Genomic DNA, 20,823 nt, shown 5'->3' on the forward strand with positions numbered 1-20,823 from the left:
ACGCTATCAGGAACGCAGCAGGGCTGAAGGCGTAAGCGGCTGCCCTCGCCATTCGAAGGCCACCGGCGCCAGTACCTGGTCGATCCGGGCTTCGTCCCACAGCGTGGCGAAACTCTTGCCGACACCAGGGTGCACCCGATCCGGCGCAATCAACGACAGGGGCCAGAGGACAAAGGCATTCTTGAGGATTTCCGCCCGCGGTAGCACCAGGCCATCGAAGTTGCCGACCTGTTCGCCATAGAGCAACACGTCGATGTCCAGCGGCAGTCCCTTGCGATCGGGGGCATAACGGCCGTTGTCAGCCTCGATGAACTTGAGGCGGCGATCCAGCTCCATCAGCGGCAAATCGGTGAAGGCCGACACGACGAAGTTGAAGAATGGCCCACTCTTGATGCCCACCGGCTGGCTCTCGAAGACGGCCGAACAATGAATGTCCACCAGAAAACCCGCCAGGGCTTCGAGACCGGCGCGCAAATGGGTCTCACGCTCGATATTGCTGCCGAGCCCGAGAAAAACCTGAGTCAGCGACATCCGCGCTCGATCTCCACGCCAACACCGCTGGCCGCCGGGACGGCGCCAGGCTTGGTCACTTTCAGCCGCAGCCAGGTGATCTTGAATTCGTCCATGAGCGCCTGGGCCAGTCGTTCGGCAAAGGTTTCAACCAGTTGGAACTGGGCTTGCTCGGCAAACGCCTGGATACGCGACGATACGCTGGCGTAGTCGAGCGCCAGGGTCAGGTCATCGCCTGCGGCGGCCGGACGGTTATCCCAGGCAAAACTCAGGTCGAGTCGCAGACACTGTCGGATGCCTCGCTCCCAGTCGTAGGCACCGATTACCGTGTCGACTTCCAGGCCCTCGATAAACACTCTGTCCAAGCACTCTTCTCCGCAGCACGACAAGGGCGCAATGCGCCGTTAGAATCAGGGCGTCCTCGCCCGGAATAGTTAGCATGTTTTGGTTACTGGCGATTCTCGCCTACCTGCTCGGCTCGCTGTCCTTCGCCATTTTGCTCAGCCGCCTCACCGGTCGCCCGGATCCGCGAATGAGTGGCTCAGGCAATGCCGGCGCCACCAACATGCTGCGCCTGGCCGGACGCAAACTCGCCATCCTGACCCTGCTTGGCGACCTCTGCAAAGGCCTTGTACCCGTACTGATTGCCAGCCTTGCAGGGCTCTCGTTGCAACAACAGGCCTGGATCGGCGTGTGCGCCGTGATCGGCCACCTGTTCCCGCTGTATTTTCGCTTTCGCGGCGGCAAGGGTGTCGCCACCGCCGCCGGCATGCTGCTGGGCCTGTACCCGCCCGCGGCCCTGCTGGCGGTGTGCGCTTGGCTGTTGACGTTCTACCTGACCCGCACCAGCTCCCTGGCGGCATTGATCGCTACACCGCTGACCCTGCCGCTGCTGGCCTGGCAGGAACCGGCCGCGTTGCTGCCAATGACAGCGCTGGTGGCACTGATCGTCTGGCGCCATCGGGGCAATCTACGCGACCTGTTCGCCGGGCGCGAACGACATTTCTAGGCGGTGCAGGAAAAAACCCACGGGTTCTTCCACACCCACCTCCCCGACGCCCTACAACGGCGACAACTGCTCCATCGGCCAACGCGCCTGCACACTGATCGCCAGGCTTTCCTGCTGGCCGACCTGCAGGCGTTGACAGCCGGCAAAGGCGATCATCGCGCCGTTATCGGTGCAGAACTCCGGCCGGGCGTAGTAAACGTCGCCCTTCATGTCGCCAAGCATTTTCTCCAGCGACGTGCGCAAGGCCTTGTTCGCACTCACCCCGCCGGCGATCACCAGCCGCTTGAGCCCGGCCTGCTTCAGGGCACGCTTGCACTTGATGGTCAAAGTCTCTACCACGGCCTGCTGGAACGCCAGCGAGATGTCGCAACGGGCTTGTTCGCCGTCGTCACCAGCGCTGACGCATTGCTGCCAGGTGTTCAGGGCGAAGGTTTTCAGGCCACTGAAACTGAAATCGAGGCCGGGCCGGTCGCACATCGGGCGCGGGAATACGAAACGTCCGTCGACACCCCGGGCCGCCAGGCGGGAGATCTCCGGGCCACCGGGGTAATTGAGGCCCATCATTTTCGCGGTTTTGTCGAAGGCTTCGCCGGCGGCGTCGTCGAGGGTCTCGCCGAGCAGCTCGTAGTGGCCGATGCCATCGACCCGGATCAGTTGCGTATGACCGCCCGATACCAACAAAGCGACGAACGGAAACTCTGGCGGCTGCGCCTCCAGCATCGGAGCCAGCAAATGGCCTTCCATGTGGTGCACGCCCAGGGCCGGAATACCCCAGGCAAAGGCCAGCGCCTGGGCACAGGACGCGCCCACCAGCAGCGCCCCCACCAGCCCCGGGCCGGCGGTGTAGGCAATGGCGTCGATCTCGGTCGGCACGCAATCGGCTTCGGCCAGGACCTGGCGGATCAAGGGCAGCATGCGCTTGACGTGGTCGCGCGAAGCAAGCTCGGGCACCACCCCGCCGTAGGCGCGGTGCAGGTCGATCTGGCTGAACAATGCATCGGCCAGCAGGCCGCGCTCACTGTCGTAGAGGGCGACACCGGTTTCGTCGCAGGAAGTTTCCAGTCCCAGTACTAGCATGGGTTTGCGCCTTGTAGCGGCTGAATTCGAAGGCGCGCATAATAGTCGCCGCGTTGTGCCCCGACCAGCGGTTTTCGATCAGAGGCTTTGCATTCCGAGCGTTGAGGGGTTAACATCCGCAACCCTTAAAAACCGACGTCTTCAAGTGCTCTTTTGCCGCGAGGATGTTGACCCCGGTAATGAATGAAGGTAGCTCTGGATGCCAGCCGTCAAAGTAAAAGAGAACGAACCCTTCGACGTAGCTCTGCGTCGTTTCAAGCGCTCCTGCGAAAAAGCCGGTGTTCTGGCTGAAGTTCGTAGCCGCGAATTCTACGAGAAGCCGACTTCTGAGCGTAAGCGCAAGGCAGCAGCCGCTGTTAAGCGTCACGCCAAGAAAGTTCAGCGCGAACAACGCCGCGCCGTACGTCTGTACTAATACACAGACGTTCGTAGCAAGCTTCTGCCAAGCCCGGCCCTCAAGCCGGGCTTATGGCATTTGCGGAAAACGCTTGATGCTTCACCGTCAAAGCCGCAGACGCGACCGCGACAACCTGCTTCACCGCGTCAGACCTGGCTCTTTTGCCAGCGGTGCACGTCTCTTCTGACGAGCCTTCCAAGGCTACTGACGAGCACACCCTGATTCCTCTAACGACGATCAGCCCAAGGCACCTGCTTGCGTGCCCGCTTCATGAGCTATCCGAGGCCTGACCGGCCGTTACCGGACTCAGCACACTTATTCAAACCGTCAGATACTGATTGCCATTAACGTCAGTGGATTTTCGGCAGATACACTTCCCAACAGCGATGATGCAGACAACCCGGTCGAGCCACCGATTTACCGTGTCTCAAACCAAGCCCCGGGTACGCCTGTTGATTCCGGGCTCCTATTTCGCGCAGTGATGATGAGAACGCCATGGCCGGGCTGATTCCCCAGAGCTTTATTGACGACCTCCTGAACCGCACCGACATCGTCGATGTGGTCAGCTCTCGCGTGCAAATGAAGAAAGCAGGCAAGAACTACACGGCCTGCTGCCCGTTCCACAAAGAAAAAACCCCGTCCTTCAGCGTCAGCCCCGACAAGCAGTTCTACTACTGCTTCGGCTGCGGCGCGGGCGGCAATGCCCTCGGCTTCCTGATGGACCACGACAACCTGGAGTTCCCCCAGGCCGTCGAGGAACTGGCCAAGGCCGCCGGCATGGAAATTCCTCGCGAGGAAAGCGGCCGGCAGCACAAGCCCCGCCAACCGACCGATTCGCCGCTGTATCCCCTGCTGACAGCGGCGGCCGAGTTCTATCGCCAGGCGCTCAAGAGCCATCCCGCGCGCAAGGCGGCGGTGGACTATCTCAAGGGACGCGGCCTGACCGGCGAGATCGCCCGGGACTTTGGCCTCGGCTTTGCCCCGCCGGGCTGGGACAACCTGTACAAGCACCTGAGCAGCGACACGTTGCAGCAACGTGCCATGATCGACGCCGGCCTGCTGATCGAAAACGCCGAGACCGGCAAGCGCTATGACCGCTTCCGCGACCGGGTGATGTTTCCGATCCGCGACACCCGCGGGCGGATCATCGCCTTTGGCGGCCGGGTCCTGGGCGACGACAAGCCCAAGTACCTGAACTCCCCGGAAACCCCGGTCTTCCATAAAGGCCAGGAACTCTATGGCCTGTACGAAGCTCGCAAGAACAACCGCAACCTCGACGAAATCATCGTCGTCGAAGGCTACATGGACGTGATCGCGCTGGCCCAGCAAGGCCTGCGTAACGCCGTCGCGACCCTGGGCACGGCCACTAGCGAAGAACACATGAAGCGCCTGTTCCGCGTCGTGCCCAACGTGCTGTTCTGCTTCGACGGCGACCAGGCCGGTCGTAACGCCGCCTGGCGCGCGCTGGAGGCTACCCTGCCCTGCCTGCAGGACGGACGGCGTGCCCGCTTCCTGTTCCTGCCCGAAGGCGAGGACCCGGACACCCTGGTGCGTTCCGAAGGTACGGATGCCTTCCGCGCGCGGATCAACCAGCACGCCCAGCCGCTGGCCGATTATTTTTTCCAGCAACTGACAGAAGAAGCCGACCCGCGCTCCCTCGAAGGCAAGGCCCACATGGCCACCCTCGCGGCGCCACTGATCGACAAGGTGCCAGGGGCCAACCTGCGCATCCTGATGCGCCAGCGCCTGACCGAGATCACCGGCCTCAACAGCGAGGCGGTCAATCAACTGGTCCACAGCGCGCCCCAGGAGGCCCCGCCGGCCTACGACCCGGGCATCGACTACGACGCGATGCCGGACTTCGCCGACTATCATCAACCCCAGCAGGATTACGCTCCCCAGCAGGAGTGGACGCCGAAGAAGCCCGGCAGCGGCGGCAAGAAATGGGACAAAAAACCCTGGGACAAGAACGGCAAGCGTGGCGATCGCGACCAGCCACGTGCCCCGCGGGTCCCGGCCGCCGTCGAACCACCAACACTGGCCGCGTTGCGCACCTTGCTGCATCACCCGCAACTGGCCGAAAAAGTCGAGGATGCCGGGCATTTCGCCGCCGAGGACCACAGCAATACGCAATTGCTGGTCGCCCTTCTCGAGGCCGTGCAGAAGAACCCCAGGCTAAACTCTTTCCAGTTGATCGCGAGGTGGCACGGCACCGAGCAGGGGCGCCTGTTGAAGGCCCTGGCCGAGAAGGAGTGGCTGATTGACGGAGACAACCTTGAACAACAGTTTTTCGACACCATTACTAGCTTGTCCGCCCGCCAACGCGAGCGAAACCTGGAACAACTTCTGCGAAAAGCTCGCCAGAGCGAGCTGACCAGCGAAGAGAAAAACCAATTGCGCGACTTACTCAGCCGCAATGTTTGCGCATCAAACCCGACCTCAACTGGCGCGTGAGGTCACAGCTCAGGTATAATCCTCGGCTTGTTTTTTGCCCGCCAAGACCTTCAGTGGATAGGGTGTTATGTCCGGAAAAGCGCAACAGCAGTCTCGTATCAAAGAGTTGATCCTATTGGGTCGTGAGCAGGGCTACCTGACTTACGCGGAGGTCAACGACCACCTGCCGGAGGATATTTCAGATCCGGAACAGGTGGAAGACATCATCCGCATGATCAACGACATGGGGATCAACGTATTCGAGGTTGCGCCAGATAAGGATGCCCTTATGCTGGCCGACGCCGATACCGACGAGGCGGCCGCTGAAGAAGCAGCCGCAGCGCTGGCGGCGGTCGAGACCGACATTGGTCGCACCACCGACCCGGTGCGCATGTACATGCGCGAAATGGGTACGGTAGAACTCCTCACACGTGAAGGCGAGATCGAAATCGCCAAGCGTATTGAAGAAGGCATCCGTGAAGTGATGGGCGCAATCGCGCACTTCCCTGGCACGGTTGACCATATTCTTTCCGAGTACAACCGCGTCACCACCGAAGGTGGTCGCCTGTCCGACGTCCTGAGCGGCTACATCGACCCGGACGACGGCATCGCGCCGCCTGCCGCCGAAGTACCGCCACCGATCGACGCGAAAGCCGCCAAGGCCGACGACGACAACGATGACGAAGACGCCGAAGCCGGTGACGACGAAGAAGAAGCCGAAAGCGGTCCGGATCCGATCATCGCTGCACAGCGTTTCGGCGCTGTGGCCGACCAGATGGAAATCACCCGCAAGGCGCTGAAGAAGCACGGTCGCAACAACAAGGCGGCGATTGCCGAACTGTTGGCCCTGGCCGAGCTGTTCATGCCGATCAAGCTGGTGCCCAAGCAATTCGAAGGCCTGGTCGAGCGTGTTCGCAGCGCCCTGGATCGCCTGCGTCAGCAAGAGCGCGCGATCATGCAGCTGTGCGTGCGTGATGCCCGCATGCCGCGTGCCGACTTCCTGCGTCAGTTCCCCGGCAACGAAGTCGACGAAAGCTGGACCGACGCACTGGCCAAAGGCAAGAGCAAGTACGCCGAAGCCATTGCCCGCCTGCAACCGGACATCGTGCGTTGCCAGCAGAAACTGAGCGCGCTGGAAACCGAGACCGGCCTGAGCATTGCGGAAATCAAGGACATCAACCGTCGCATGTCCATCGGTGAGGCCAAGGCCCGCCGTGCGAAGAAAGAGATGGTTGAAGCGAACTTGCGTCTGGTGATCTCCATCGCCAAGAAGTACACCAACCGTGGCCTGCAATTCCTCGACCTGATCCAGGAAGGCAACATCGGCCTGATGAAAGCGGTGGACAAGTTCGAATACCGTCGCGGCTACAAGTTCTCGACCTATGCCACCTGGTGGATTCGTCAGGCGATCACTCGCTCGATCGCCGACCAGGCCCGCACCATCCGTATCCCGGTGCACATGATCGAGACGATCAACAAGCTCAACCGTATTTCCCGGCAGATGCTGCAGGAAATGGGTCGCGAACCGACGCCGGAAGAGCTGGGCGAACGCATGGAAATGCCTGAGGACAAGATCCGCAAGGTACTGAAGATCGCCAAAGAGCCGATCTCCATGGAAACCCCGATCGGTGATGACGAAGACTCCCATCTGGGTGACTTCATCGAAGACTCCACCATGCAGTCGCCGATAGATGTCGCCACCGTAGAGAGCCTCAAGGAAGCGACCCGCGAAGTACTCTCGGGCCTCACCGCACGTGAAGCCAAAGTACTGCGCATGCGCTTCGGCATCGACATGAATACCGACCACACCCTTGAGGAAGTCGGTAAGCAGTTCGATGTGACCCGTGAGCGGATCCGTCAGATCGAAGCCAAGGCGTTGCGCAAACTGCGCCACCCGACGCGAAGCGAACATCTGCGCTCCTTCCTCGACGAGTGACCCCCAAAACCCCCGGCCCTGCCGGGGGTTTTGCCATGTGTCGATAAAAACCCTCCGTTACGCCCTCCCCGCCCTGTTGGCCGTCTACACTCGAAACATCCTCCCCGAACCATTGACGAGACAGTGATGCCCAGACTGACGGCCGCGCTTTTGTTGTCATTGATGACATGGACCGCAACAGCTGGCGCGTTCACGCTCACCGACGAGGAGCAACGCTGGCTCAAGGACCATCCCGACCTGCGACTGGGCATCGATGCCTCCTGGCCGCCGTTTGAGTTTCGCGACGACCAGGGTCGTTACCAGGGCCTGGCCGCCGACTACGTCGACATCCTCCGCGAGCGGCTGGCCATCAAGATCGTCCCGATCGAGCCGGCCACCTGGACGGAGGTGCTGGAGCAGGTCGTACAGGGCAAGATCGACCTTCTGCCGGGCATCATGTCCACCCCCGAACGCCAGAATTACCTGGCCTTCACCCGTCCCTACCTCGACTTCCCCATTGTCATCCTGGCCCACCGCGGCGGCGCCCAACCCCATAAACTGGAAGACCTGTACGGGTTGAAAATCGCCGTGGTGGAGAACTACGCTCCCCACGAGCTGTTGCGCAATCATCACCCCGACCTGAATCTGGTGGCGCTGCCCAACGTCAGCTCAGCCCTGCAAGCCCTGGCGACCGACGAGGTGGACGCCGTGGTCGGCGACCTGGCCTCCAGCGTCTGGAGCCTGCGCCAACTCAAGCTCGAAGGCCTTTATGTCAGCGGGGAAACGCCCTACCGCTACCAATTGGCGATGGCCGTCCCACGGGACAGCAAGATCCTGGTGGGCATCCTGGACAAGGTCCTGGCTGACATGAGCCCGGCCCAGGTCAGCGAGATCCAGGCGAAATGGGTCGGCAATGTACATGACTACCGCCAGTTCTGGTCGGACCTGGTGGTCTACGGCCTGCCGGCTCTGCTGCTCCTGGTGGGCATCCTGGCGGTGGTGATTCGCATCAACCGTCGTCTCAGCTCGGAGATCGCCCGGCGCGTCGAGCTGGAGCAGGAGTTGCGCAGCAGCGAATATCATTACCGCGGACTGGTGGAAAGCCTGTCGGCCATTGCCTGGGAGGCCCGGGTCAGCGACTTCACCTACAGCTACGTGTCACCCCACGCCGAAGAACTGCTGGGCTACCCCCTCGCCCACTGGCTGATCCCGGGGTTCTGGCGCAATATCATTCACCCGGCCGACCTGACCAGGGCCGAGACCTATTGCAACCAGGAAGTGCTCGCCGGCCGCGACCATTGCATCGATTACCGCGTACTCACCGCCGACGGCCGCTGCCTGTGGGTGCGCGACATCGTCAGCCTGATCGAACATGCCCATGAACCCGTGATGCGCGGGCTGATGATCGACATCAGCGAGGCCAAGCGCACCGAGGAAGCCTTGCGCCTGTCCGAACAGAAATTCGCCTCGGTGTTCCGCCAGTGCCCAGACATTCTGGTGATTGCGCGCCTGCTCGACGGCTGCCTGCTGGAGGTCAACAGCGCTTTCGAGGAGCAGATCGGCCTGAGCGCCGCCGAGGTGGTGGGTCGGACCGCGACCGACCTCGACATCTGGGGCATCCAGGGGGTGGGGCCGAGCCTGTTGCAACGCCTGCAGGCCGGAAGCATCCGCAACCTGGAGATGCCCTTCCGCCGCAGCAACGGCCAAGCGTTCACCGGGCTGATTTCCGCCGAGCCGTTTGACCTCGACACCACGCCGGCCCTGGTCGTGGTAGTGCGTGACATCAGCCAGTTGAAGGAAACCCAGCAACAGTTGCAGACCTCCGAAGAGAAGTTTGCCAAGGCGTTCCACGCGTCACCGGATGGCTTGCTGCTGTCCCGGCAAAGCGACGGCCTGCTGATCGAGGTCAACGAAGGCTTCAGCCGCATCACCGGCTTCAACAGTGCCTTGTCGGTGGACCGCTCGACCCTGGACCTCGGCATCTGGGTCAATCTCAACGAACGCAAACAGATGCTCGACCTGTTGCAGCGCGACGGTTTCGTGCGGGATTTCAGTTGCCATATCCGGCGCAATGACGGGCAGATCCGGCTCTGCGAAGTGTCCAGCCGACCGCTGCCCATCGGCGACGAAGACTGCATGCTGACCATCGCCCGGGACATCACCGAACGCCACTTGATGCAGGAAAAGCTGCAACAGGCGGCCACCGTGTTCGAAAGCACCGCCGAAGGCGTGTTGATCACCGATACGCAACAACACATCAGCGCCGTGAACCGCGCCTTCACCGAAATCACCGGCTACAGCGAGACCGAAGCTTTGGGCCATACACCGCGCCTGCTGGCTTCCGGCCTGCATGACAGCGCGTTCTACGCCGCGATGTGGCACCAGTTGACGGCGGAGGGGCACTGGCAGGGGGAGATCTCCAACCGGCGCAAGAACGGCGAGCTGTACCCCAGCTGGCTGACCATCAGCGCGGTGCGCAACCGGGAACAACAGATCACCCATTTCGTGGCGGTGTTTGCCGACATCTCCAGCCTCAAGCATGCCCAGGCCCGGCTTGATTACCAGGCTCACCACGACCCGCTTACCGGCCTGCCGAATCGCACCCTGTTCGAAAGCCGCCTGCTGACAGCCTTGACCAGCCAGCAGGAGCAAGGCGGCCAGGGCGCGGTGCTGTTTCTCGACCTGGACCGTTTCAAGCACATCAACGACAGCCTCGGGCACCCGGTCGGCGACCTACTGCTCAAGGGCATCGCCGTGCGCTTGCGCGAGCAACTGCGTGATATCGACACCGTGGCTCGCCTGGGCGGCGACGAGTTCATCATCCTGCTGCCCGGCTTGCAGCAACCCAGCGACGCCGAGCACATCGCCCAGAAGCTGTTGAACTGTTTTACCGCGCCATTCCAGGCCGGCGAACACGAGTTCTTCATCAGCGCCAGCATCGGCACCAGTCTTTATCCACAGGACGGTTGCGACGTTGCCACGCTGGTCAAGAACGCCGACGCGGCGATGTACCGCTCCAAGGCCAAGGGCCGCAACCGGGTGGAAAGCTACACTCGCGACCTCACTGCCCAGGCCAGCGAGCGCGTGGCCCTGGAGCACGAGCTGCGCCGGGCGATCGAGCGCAATGAACTGTCGCTGTCCTTCCAGCCGAAAATCAGCCTCGCCGACAACCGACTGGTGGGGGCCGAGGCGCTGATTCGCTGGTACCACCCGACGTTTGGCGACGTGCCGCCGGAGCACTTCATTCCCCTGGCCGAAGAAAACGGCATGATCCTGCAGATCGGCGATTGGGTACTGGAGCGCGCGTGTCGGCAACTGTGCGAATGGAACAGCACCTACGAAAGCCTCGGCCCGTTGTCGGTCAACCTGGCCGGCGCCCAGCTACGCCAACCCAACCTGCTGGGGCGCATCGAACAATTGCTGCGGGAGAACCAGCTCGAACCGGGTCTGTTGCAACTGGAAATCACCGAAAACTTCATCATGAGCCAGGCCGAAGAAGCCCTGATGGTGCTGCACCAACTGAAAAAACTCGGCGTGCAACTGGCCATCGACGACTTCGGCACCGGTTATTCCTCCCTGAGCTACCTCAAGCGTCTGCCGCTGGACATCCTCAAGATCGACCAGTCCTTCGTCCGCGGCCTGCCCGACGACCCCCACGACGCCGCCATCGTACGGGCCATCATCGCCCTGGGCCGCAGCATGCAATTCACCATCATCGCCGAGGGCGTCGAGACCCTGGCCCAACAGCAGTTCCTCACCGAAGAAGGTTGCGAACAAATCCAGGGCTACATCGTCAGCCTGCCGCTGTGCGCCGCCGAGTTCGCCGCCACGTTCCTGCGTGTGACCGTATCGGATTATTCGGATAGCACAGCCGAGAAACCGTCGCTATAATCCGCGGCCTACTGAGGGCCTATAGCTCAGTTGGTTAGAGCAGAGGACTCATAATCCTTTGGTCCACGGTTCGAGTCCGTGTGGGCCCACCAAATTAAAAGCCGCGCATTGCGCGGCTTTTGCGTTTTTGAGAGGGTGGTTGCCTCGTTCCTCCCTTCCCTACCAGAGACGTCCATCATCGCCAGCCCCAGCCTCCCCCGACTGTTTCTCGATCTGTTCTGGCAACTGGGCATCCTGGTGGTGCCGGCCTTTTTCGTCACGGTGATGCCGCCGGCGTTGGCCTTGCTGACGGTGCTGTTGCTCGGCCTGTCGATGGGTCTGGCGGTGCGCCTGGGCTCTCCTTCAATCGCCCGGGGCCTGGCCCGATTGACGATTGGCGCGGTGTTTGGCCTGGGCTTCAGCCTGGGCAGGGCGCTGCCCGAGTGGTGGGGCATCCTGGCGGCGATCGCCGCGATCATCGGCGGGCTCGCGGGCGTCAGCACGTGGGAGCGGCGCCTTGGCCTGGTGGTGGAACCGGTCAAGGGCCCGAGTGCCTGGGGTGGCGGCGAGCCGCAGTTGACGCCCGAGGGCGAGCCGATCCGGACGTTCAATCACAGTGAAATCGCGATGGGGGGCCTGACCTATTGCGACTACCTGTTCCCCGACGGTGTGCTGTTACAAGGTCTCGGGTCTTCGGCGGTGTTCTCGGCGGATGGACGTTACTTTGCGGCAACCGTACCGTCCCGGCAGGCTTGGGGGTTAGTCGTGCTTGACCGCCAGCAGCGGCGGGTCTATCGCTGCGACAACAGCGAGTTCTGGGAATTGGACACGCTGGACCTCAACGGGCTGGCGGGTCGCCACAGCCCGCTGGTGGACGATGGCGCCCGCCAGGCCCGGCTCGATGAATTGCTGCAAACCGCCCGCGTTGCCGAACTGGTACCCGTCGCCGACCTCTGGCTGGAACCTGGCAGTTACCCGGACGCTATCGCGCACACGATCGAGCGCCGCTCTGCCGACGGGCAACACTGCCTGACGGGCAGGCTTTCACTGCCTCCGGTGTTTCGCGACCTGCCCCAACCCCTGGCGCCGCTGGTGTCACCGCGCTATGCCATCAGCGTCAATGAGCAGCCCTCCGGCCTGTTGATGGCCGCCGACACCGCCGTTGTCTGGAGCACCGATCAGCTTGCCCTGGTGTGCCAGGCCCAGGAGCAGGGCGGCAGTTCCGAGGGCGACCGGTACTGGTTGTGGCACGCCGACCAGGACTGGCGCGCCCTTCCCTCGCCTTGGGTGAAGCATGACGTTGAGCCATCCTTTTACTGGAACGACGTGCTCGGTCTCGACGCCCATCATGTGCGCATAGGTGCGTACCTGGATTACCCACGCCCGTCCCTTGGCCGGCATGGCTACCGCCTCGACAGCATCCACGGCGATACCGAAACCCAGGCAGGTCACGATGCCCAGGGTCGCGTGCAGGTGGCCGAGTTTCAGTTGACCCGGATGAGCATCGCGCTGCCGTTGGACAGTGAGGGCCGACGCGGTGACGCGTTCATCGAGACACAGCCCCTACAGGGTGGCCTCTGCGCCCACCTGACCTGGCTGACCGACAATCACGCCGGCATGGGCGCTTATCGTTGCCAGATCGGTGACTGGCAACTGCCTGGGCGCTGGCTGCTGGATCATCGGGTGTCGGACTGCGGACGGTATCTGGCGCTGTTGCCTTTTGCCGAAACGATGACGTTGGCCACCCATGCGGTGGTGGTCGATGTGCCGGCACGCAGCCTGTTGCAAGGACCGCCCCTGTGGGTGGCCCGCGTGCTTGATTTCCGTAATGGCCTGCTGAGCCTGGCGACGATTGCCGGCCGCCTGGGCCAGGACCTTGAAGGCAATGCACTGCAACGCTTCGACATCCCTGCGCCACCGGTCGGCAGCGATCCGTCGTTCTTTCATCCCGACGAGCGATCCCGGCTGTTCTACAACGCCGTAGAGCTGTGCGTGACCGGCTCTCAGCTACACAGCGTCGACCCCTGGCGCCAAGTGGATCGCCCCCAGGTGGCCAATGCCGACGGCGATTTTATCCAGCCCGCACCGGGAGGCCAGGACGCCGCCTGGCTGTTCGGCAGTGAAACGGAGTACGGCGACAGCTGGATCCGCGCCAGCTCGCCACGGCTCGGCGGCCACCTGCTGACAGCCTCTGGCTGCGCGCTGAACGAGCTGGCGCCTTCAATGATCTGGTCACCGAAAGGCCGCTATCTCGCCCTGACCCGCATGGCGACAGATGTAACCGAGCTTTGTGGCCGCTATCGAGGCTGGCAGTTGCTGCTGCTCGATGTCCAGGAACACACGCTGCGGGTGCACCCGCAATGGCTGGGCAACCGTCCGCTGTTCGAACGCTTCGGCAACGAGCATGTGCAAGTCCGGTGTTTCGAACGGGATTGGGCAGCCGAGGACGATGATGACCCGGGCTCCGTGCAGTCCTTGCCGCTGGCCGCGCTGCTGCAATTGCCTATTGAACCGCTGGTCTGCCAGGACGGTATCTGGCTCAGGGCCACGCAAACACACTTGGCGCCTGCCTGGCGCGCGCTGACATTACCGGCCATCGGCTATTTCCAGCCAGAGAACCTGTAACATGTTCGCCCACAACGCCCACGCCGGAGCCCGCCTTGGCTGACACCCGCCCTCCCGTCCTCGACGAAATCGACCGCCAACTGATCGCGGCCCTGCAAATCAATGCCCGGGAAAGCGTCGCCATGCTCGCCCGGCAACTGGGCATCGCCCGGACGACCGTGACCTCACGACTGGCGCGCCTGGAAAAGACCAAGGTCATCACCGGATACGGCGTACGCCTCGGCCAGCGGCTGATTGATGGCGGCTTGCAGGCCTACGTCGGCATCAAGGTCCAGCCGCGCTCCGGCAAGGACGTGCTGCGGCGCCTGAGCGCCATGGCCCAGGTCCAGCAGTTGTGTGCCGTCAGTGGCGAGTTCGATTATGTGGCCTGGCTGCGCACCGACTCGCCAGAACAGCTGGATCAGTTGCTGGACCAGATCGGCAGCGTGGACGGCGTGGAAAAGACCACCACCTCGATCATCCTCAGCAGCAAGATCGACCGGGGCCAGCCGCTCTAGAACCCGCACTTGTGAGCGCGCGGCTGCTCGTGATTGCGTGAGACCAGGCAGTGCCTGCATCGCAGACATACGTCCTTCGTGAGCAGGCTCGTTCCCACGGGAAGGATTTTTGTCATTAAGACTGTCAAATACGTCAAATCGACTCATCACACATAAAAATGACGACATATTGTGTCTTATTAACGTATCTCCCACTCCCTAGAATGGCTGGCATCTTTCCTATACTCAGACGCGAGCTTTGCGTCGAGTCGCCCATCAAGGTCCGCCATGAACAAGCACAATCGCCATCCAGCAGACGGTAAGAAACCCATCACTATCTTCGGGCCGGACTTCCCTTTCGCTTTTGACGACTGGATCGAGCACCCGGCGGGGCTGGGCAGCATTCCTGCCGAGACCCTGGGTGCGGAGGTGGCGATTGTCGGGGCCGGGATCGCCGGGCTGGTGGCGGCGTACGAATTGATGAAGCTGGGCCTCAAGCCCGTGGTCTATGAAGCGTCGAAAATGGGTGGGCGGCTGCGCTCCCAACCATTCAATGGCGCCGAAGGGGTGATCGCCGAGTTGGGCGGCATGCGTTTCCCGGTGTCCTCCACGGCGTTCTACCACTACGTCGACAAGCTGGGCCTGGAAACCAAACCGTTTCCCAACCCGTTGACCCCAGCCTCGGGCAGCACGGTCATCGACCTCGAGGGCCAGACCTACTACGCCGAGAAAATGGCCGACCTGCCGGCCTTGTTTCAGGAAGTGGCGGACGCCTGGGCCGACGCCCTGGAGGATCGCTCGCGCTTCGGCGAGATCCAGCAGGCGATCCGCGACCGCGACGTGCCGCGCCTCAAGGCACTGTGGAACACCCTCGTCCCCCTGTGGGATGACCGCACGTTCTACGACTTCGTGGCCACTTCCAAGGCCTTCGCCAAACTCTCTTTCCAACACCGCGAGGTGTTCGGCCAGGTCGGTTTCGGCACGGGTGGCTGGGATTCGGACTTCCCCAACTCGATGCTGGAAATTTTCCGAGTGGTGATGACCAACTGCGACGATCACCAGCACCTGGTGGTCGGCGGCGTCGAGCAGGTGCCCTACGGCATCTGGAAGCACGTGCCGGAACGCTGCGCGCACTGGCCCCAGGGCACCAGCCTGAGTTCGTTGCACCTGGGCGCTCCGCGCAGCGGCGTGAAGCGCATCGCCCGGGCCGCCAACGATCGCTTCAGCGTGACGGACGTCTGGGGCGACACCCGCGAATATGCCGCCGTACTGGTCACCTGCCAGAGCTGGTTGCTGACCACCCAGATCGAATGCGAAGAGGCACTGTTCTCGCAGAAGATGTGGATGGCCCTGGACCGCACCCGCTACATGCAATCGTCGAAGACGTTCGTGATGGTCGACCGGCCGTTCTGGAAGGACAAGGACCCGGAAACCGGCCGCGACCTGATGAGCATGACCCTGACCGATCGCCTGACCCGCGGCACGTACCTGTTCGACAACGGCGACGACAAGCCGGGGGTGATCTGCCTGTCCTACTCCTGGATGAGCGATGCGCTGAAGATGCTCCCGCACCCGGTGGAGAAACGGGTGAAGCTGGCCCTCGACGCGCTGAAAAAAATCTACCCCAAGGTGGACATCGCCGCGCGGATCATCGGCGACCCGATCACCGTGTCCTGGGAAGCCGACCCGCATTTCCTCGGTGCCTTCAAGGGCGCCCTGCCCGGCCACTATCGCTACAACCAGCGCATGTACGCGCATTTCATGCAGGACGACATGCCGGCTGAACAACGCGGGATCTTTATCGCCGGCGATGACGTCTCATGGACACCCGCCTGGGTTGAAGGCGCGGTACAGACCTCGCTCAATGCCGTGTGGGGAATCATGAAGCACTTCGGCGGAAAGACCCACGCCGAGAACCCGGGTCCAGGCGATGTGTTCCATGAGATCGGTCCGATCGCCCTGCCTGAATAAAAGGAGTTGTCGATGCGCGTAGCCCTCTATCAATGCCCACCGTTGCCACTGGATCCGGCCGCTAACCTGCAACGCCTGCACCAGATCGCGCTGGAAGCCAGGGGCGCCGATGTGCTGGTGCTGCCGGAGATGTTCCTGACCGGCTACAACATCGGCGTCGACGCGGTGAACGTATTGGCCGAGGTCTATAACGGCGAATGGGCGCAACAGGTCGGTCGCATTGCCAAGGCGGCCGACCTGGCGATTGTCTATGGCTACCCCGAACGCAGCGAAGACGGGCAGATCTACAACGCGGTGCAATTGATCGACGCCCAGGGCGAACGCCTGGCCAACTACCGCAAAAGCCACTTGTTCGGCGATCTCGATCACGCGATGTTCAGCGCCGGGGACAATGCGCTGCCGATCGTGGAGCTCAATGGCTGGAAGCTCGGCATGTTGATCTGCTACGACCTGGAGTTCCCGGAGAACGCCCGGCGCCTGGCCCTGGCCGGTGCCGAACTGATCCTGGTGCCGACCGCCAACATGCAGCCTTATGACGTCATCGCCGATGTCACCGTGCGTGCCCGGGCCATCGAGAACCAGTGTTTCGTGGCCTACGCCAACTACTGCGGCCACGAGGGTGAACTGCAGTACTGCGGCCAAAGCAGCATTGCCGCGCCGGATGGCAGCCGGGCCGCGTTGGCGGGCTTGGACGAGGCCTTGATCGTGGGGGAACTGGATCGGCAAGTGATGGACGACGCTCGCACAGCCTACAACTACTTGCACGATCGCCGCCCAGAGCTTTATGGCGACTTGCACAAGCACTGACCCGGTCTAATCCGCTAGCATGAGCGCATCTCTGTCCTGGAAGCGCTCATGCCGGCCCCCGATTCCCCTCGCCTGACTCCTGAAACCCTGGCCAACGGCCTGCAGGTGACCGTGCGTCACGTCCCTGGCCTGAAGCGCAGCGCCGCCGTGCTGCGGGTGGCGGCCGGCAGCCATGACGAGCCCCTGGCCTGGCCTGGAATGGCGCATCTGCTCGAACATCTGTTCTTCCTGGGTACCCAACGTTTCCCCGTCGGCGAGAACCTGATGGCCTACGTGCAACGGCACGGCGGTCAGGTCAACGCACGCACCAGCGAACGCACCACCGACTTCTTCTTCGAAGTCCCCCCGGCGGCCTTCAGCGGCGGACTTGAACGGCTCGGGGACATGCTTACGCATCCGCGCCTGGATGAAGCCGATCAGTTGCGCGAACGAGAAGTGCTCCAGGCTGAGTTCGTCGCCTGGTCCCAAGACGCGACCGCCCAGCGACGGCTTGCCCTGCACAATGGGCTGTCGGCGACCCATCCGCTGCGCGGCTTTTATGCCGGCAACCGCGACAGCCTGGCGGTTTCTCAAGCCGAATTCCAAGCGGCCTTGCACGGCTTCTACCAACGGTTTTACCAGAGCGGCCAAATGCGCCTGAGCCTCGTCGGCCCGCAGAGCGTCGAGGCGCTGAAGGCCCTGGCCGAACAATTCGGTGAGCAACTGCCAAGGGGCGAAGCGGTGCGCAGGCAGTTGCCGCCGCCGTTGATGGCAACGGCCCAGCCTCACTATCAACAGGTCGACAACGACAGCCTCGACCTACTGTTTGCCTTCGAACAACTTCCTGACGCCTCGCCCCAAGCCCTGGCGTTTCTCTGCACGTGGCTGGAATCCAGCAAACCGGGCGGCCTGTTGGCAGCGTTGCGTCAGCGTGGCCTGGCGGACAGCCTCAAGGCCAGCGTGTTGCATGAATTTGCCGGGCAAGCGCTGTTGCACCTCGAACTCAAGCTCATCGCTGATCAAGCGTCGAACGACATCCAGGCGTTACTCCACGATTGGCTGGGTTTCTTTGCCGGCCAGGATGACTGGGCGTCGTTGCGCAGCGCGTTCAGCGCCCGCTTGCAGCGTCGGCAGGAAACCGGTTCGGCGTTGCAACTCGCTCGCTGGGACAGCGAAGGGCTCGATGCGCCCCTGTCGGAGCACGACCTCGCGAGGCTCAGGGAAATCCTCAGGCAATTGCACCCGGCCACTGATGTGATCGGCGAATGGCATTTGCCCGAGCCCAACCCCTTCCTGCAAACACCCGACGAAGCGCCCCGCGCCGGCCTGATACGCGGCCAGACCAGCGCCCATCGCGGGTTGCGCACCTTCGCCCAGGAGCGCTCCCGGGGCCGCCGGGAGCGCTCGCCCATGTCGTTCAGCCCGGCGCTGGCGAACCACAACCGCGAAGGCGTGGTGTACCTGCGCTGGCGCTTGACCACCCAGGCACCGCCGGACCTTCAGACCAGGCTCGACCGACATCTGCACGACCTGTACGAGGATGCCCGCCAGGCCGGCGTGGATGTCACCTTCGAGCCGTCCGGCCACCAATGGCTGTTGAAACTGGTGGGCCTGCAAGCGCCCATGCCGTCGGTGCTCGAACATGTGCTGGCGAAACTGGGGGAGCCGCTGCCAACGGCCCGCGCCGCACACGAAGCGCCGCCGATGCCGATTCGACACCTATTGAAGGCCCTGCCGGGGTGTTGCAGCCGTTTATCGGTACCGCCATTGCCCATTGGGGCTCGCGATGAGGACCTCTGGGCAAGCGCCCAGTGGGATGGACTGGCCGTGGGGCTTTCAACGGCGGCTCAAGGGGCAATGGGCCCGGTGCTGGCCCGGGTGCCGGGCATCGGCAGCCAGGACTCCGATCCGCTGAAATGGCCCGCAGGGCGGCGCCTATGGAAAAACCTGCAGACCCATGGCGACGAACACGCCGTGTTGTTGTTTTGTCCGGCACCCACTTCGACGCTGTCGGACGAGGCCGAATGGCGGCTGTTGGCGCAGTTGTGCCAGGCGCCGTTTTATCAGCGCCTGCGGGTCGACCTACAACTGGGCTATGGCGTGTTCAGTGGCTTGAAACAGCTCGACGGGCACACCGGCCTGCTGTTCGGCGTCCAGTCGCCCCATGCGTGCGCCACGACGCTGATCGGGCATATCGAGCAGTTCCTCAATGACCTGCCGGACTTGATCGAGCAGACCGAGGACCTGGCCCTGGGCAACTCGCAACGCAGCCTCGCTGCTCAGCTCCAGGGGGATGTCCTGCCGGCTCCGCAAGCGGCCGAGCTGCTCTGGCAAGCCCGGCTGGCCGGCCACCCGTCGGATTACCCCCAACGCTTGCCTGAGGCTCTCCAACAGGTGGATCGGACGCGGTTAATGGCAGCCGCCCAGCGCCTGATCGATGCCGAAGGCAGCTGGTTTTGCCTGGCCAACGGGGCCGGCGGGGGTTCGCCGTGGCAAAGCTGGGACTGATCGTTACCGGCGCTGCAAAGAGCTTTCTCCGAGAATCGCGGCCTGGAAATTGTTTAATTTAGTAACATAGTCGCCTAAGCATCTGAACATCTCCGAACGGAGGTGGACTATATGTATAGATCCCAACCGTCCCACCCCAACCAAAGGAGTATTCCCATGTCCTGGTCCAAACCCGCATATATCGACCTGCGTATCGGTTTCGAAGTCACCATGTACTTCGCCAGCCGTTGATCGTTGCAGGCACTTGAGCACGCAGCACAACGCCTCGGTCAACCGGGGCGTTTTTATTTTGGTTTGCAGATGGAGTGGCCATGTTTGTCCAGATTCTAGGTTCCGCCGCCGGCGGCGGTTTCCCCCAGTGGAACTGCAACTGCGTCAATTGCGCAGGTTTTCGCAACGGCAGCCTGCGGGCCCAGGCGCGCACCCAGTCGTCCATCGCGATTTCCGATGACGGCGTGAGTTGGGTGTTGTGCAACGCTTCCCCGGACATTCGCGCGCAACTCCAAAGCTTCGCCCCGATGCAGCCTGGCCGGGCCCTGCGGGACACCGGCATTGGCGCCATCATCCTGATGGACAGCCAGATCGACCACACCACCGGCCTGCTGAGCCTGCGTGAAGGTTGCCCGCACCAGGTGTGGTGCACCGACATGGTCCATGAGGACCTGAGCACCGGTTTTCCGCTGTTCAACATGTTGACCCACTGGAACGGCGGGTTGAGCTGGAATCGTATCGAGCTCGACCAAAGCTTCACCATCGCCGCCTGCCCGAACCTGCGTTTCACGCCACTGCCCCTGCGCAGCGCCGCGCCGCCCTATTCACCGCACCGCTTCGACCCGCACCCGGGCGATAACATCGGCCTGATCGTCGAAGACCTGCGCACCGGCGGCAAGCTGTTCTACGCTCCGGGCCTGGGCAAGGTCGATGGGCCGCTGCTGGAGATCATGGCCGGCAGCGACTGCCTGCTGGTGGACGGCACGATGTGGGACGACGATGAGATGCAACGCCGTGGCGTCGGCACCCGCACCGGCCGCGAGATGGGGCACCTGGCCCAGAACGGCCCCGGCGGGATGCTGGAGGTGCTGGAACAACTGCCCAACCAGCGCAAGATCCTTATCCATATCAACAACACCAACCCGATCCTCGATGAAGACTCGCCCGAGCGGGCCGAGCTTGTACGCCGAAAGATTGAAGTGGCTTACGACGGGATGAGTATTGAGTTGTAAGAAGAGTGGAACCAATGTGGGGG

At 62.8% G+C, this 20,823-nt stretch carries 15 protein-coding genes and 1 tRNA gene; 13 read left to right on the forward strand and 3 right to left on the reverse strand.

Annotated elements, in window-relative coordinates:
- Positions 1–6: 6 nt before the first annotated feature.
- A complete protein-coding gene (gene folK / locus V3H56_RS24825; RefSeq protein ID WP_042729751.1) occupies positions 7–531 on the reverse strand; it encodes a 2-amino-4-hydroxy-6-hydroxymethyldihydropteridine diphosphokinase in 525 nt (174 codons plus the stop codon).
- Positions 522–875, reverse strand: coding sequence for a dihydroneopterin aldolase (gene folB / locus V3H56_RS24830; protein WP_018607238.1), 354 nt, complete (start codon positions 873–875; stop codon positions 522–524). The genes folK and folB overlap by 10 nt, the downstream gene beginning before the upstream one ends.
- Before the next feature lie 74 nt (positions 876–949).
- Between folB and plsY the strand changes: the two genes are divergently transcribed.
- Positions 950–1,519: a glycerol-3-phosphate 1-O-acyltransferase PlsY gene (gene plsY, locus V3H56_RS24835; protein ID WP_003206189.1), complete on the forward strand. Its 570-nt coding sequence runs from the start codon at positions 950–952 to the stop codon at positions 1,517–1,519.
- Between the two features lie 51 nt (positions 1,520–1,570).
- Here the strand turns inward: plsY and tsaD are convergent, their stop codons facing one another.
- A complete protein-coding gene (tsaD, locus tag V3H56_RS24840; RefSeq protein ID WP_042729752.1) occupies positions 1,571–2,596 on the reverse strand; it encodes a tRNA (adenosine(37)-N6)-threonylcarbamoyltransferase complex transferase subunit TsaD in 1,026 nt (341 codons plus the stop codon).
- 199 nt (positions 2,597–2,795) lie between these two features.
- Here tsaD and rpsU point away from each other — a divergent pair, with 199 nt between their 5' ends.
- From rpsU to pqqB, 12 genes are all read left to right on the forward strand, one after another.
- Positions 2,796–3,011: a 30S ribosomal protein S21 gene (rpsU, locus tag V3H56_RS24845; protein ID WP_002551877.1), complete on the forward strand. Its 216-nt coding sequence runs from the start codon at positions 2,796–2,798 to the stop codon at positions 3,009–3,011.
- A gap of 477 nt (positions 3,012–3,488) precedes the next feature.
- A complete protein-coding gene (gene dnaG, locus V3H56_RS24850) occupies positions 3,489–5,447 on the forward strand; it encodes a DNA primase (protein WP_042729753.1) in 1,959 nt (652 codons plus the stop codon).
- A gap of 67 nt (positions 5,448–5,514) precedes the next feature.
- Positions 5,515–7,362, forward strand: coding sequence for an RNA polymerase sigma factor RpoD (gene rpoD / locus V3H56_RS24855; protein WP_042729754.1), 1,848 nt, complete (start codon positions 5,515–5,517; stop codon positions 7,360–7,362).
- Positions 7,363–7,488: 126 nt separating this feature from the next.
- Complete coding sequence (locus V3H56_RS24860) at positions 7,489–11,232, forward strand: EAL domain-containing protein (protein ID WP_047735943.1); 3,744 nt, start codon at positions 7,489–7,491, stop codon at positions 11,230–11,232.
- A 15-nt stretch (positions 11,233–11,247) separates the two neighbouring features.
- Positions 11,248–11,324: transfer RNA gene (locus tag V3H56_RS24865), tRNA-Ile, on the forward strand.
- A 43-nt stretch (positions 11,325–11,367) separates the two neighbouring features.
- Positions 11,368–13,836 carry a hypothetical protein gene (locus V3H56_RS24870; protein ID WP_338473961.1) on the forward strand — a complete coding sequence of 823 codons (2,469 nt, stop codon included), beginning with the start codon at positions 11,368–11,370 and terminating at the stop codon, positions 13,834–13,836.
- 35 nt (positions 13,837–13,871) lie between these two features.
- On the forward strand, positions 13,872–14,333 hold the full coding sequence (locus V3H56_RS24875) for an Lrp/AsnC family transcriptional regulator (protein WP_042729756.1): 462 nt from the start codon (positions 13,872–13,874) through the stop codon (positions 14,331–14,333).
- Between the two features lie 267 nt (positions 14,334–14,600).
- Positions 14,601–16,283: an FAD-dependent oxidoreductase gene (locus V3H56_RS24880; protein WP_338473962.1), complete on the forward strand. Its 1,683-nt coding sequence runs from the start codon at positions 14,601–14,603 to the stop codon at positions 16,281–16,283.
- A 12-nt stretch (positions 16,284–16,295) separates the two neighbouring features.
- Positions 16,296–17,090: a carbon-nitrogen hydrolase family protein gene (locus tag V3H56_RS24885; RefSeq protein WP_338473963.1), complete on the forward strand. Its 795-nt coding sequence runs from the start codon at positions 16,296–16,298 to the stop codon at positions 17,088–17,090.
- Positions 17,091–17,138: 48 nt separating this feature from the next.
- Entirely contained in the window at positions 17,139–19,577 is a 2,439-nt protein-coding gene (gene pqqF, locus V3H56_RS24890; protein ID WP_338473964.1) for a pyrroloquinoline quinone biosynthesis protein PqqF, read from the forward strand.
- A gap of 156 nt (positions 19,578–19,733) precedes the next feature.
- Complete coding sequence (gene pqqA, locus V3H56_RS24895; RefSeq protein WP_003177660.1) at positions 19,734–19,808, forward strand: pyrroloquinoline quinone precursor peptide PqqA; 75 nt, start codon at positions 19,734–19,736, stop codon at positions 19,806–19,808.
- An 80-nt stretch (positions 19,809–19,888) separates the two neighbouring features.
- On the forward strand, positions 19,889–20,800 hold the full coding sequence (pqqB, locus tag V3H56_RS24900) for a pyrroloquinoline quinone biosynthesis protein PqqB (RefSeq protein WP_338473965.1): 912 nt from the start codon (positions 19,889–19,891) through the stop codon (positions 20,798–20,800).
- The last annotated feature ends 23 nt before the right edge of the window (positions 20,801–20,823 follow it).

It is taken from the genome of Pseudomonas sp. MS646 (assembly GCF_036693845.1).
In the GTDB taxonomy this organism is placed as follows: Bacteria; Pseudomonadota; Gammaproteobacteria; order Pseudomonadales; family Pseudomonadaceae; genus Aquipseudomonas; species Aquipseudomonas chlororaphis_E.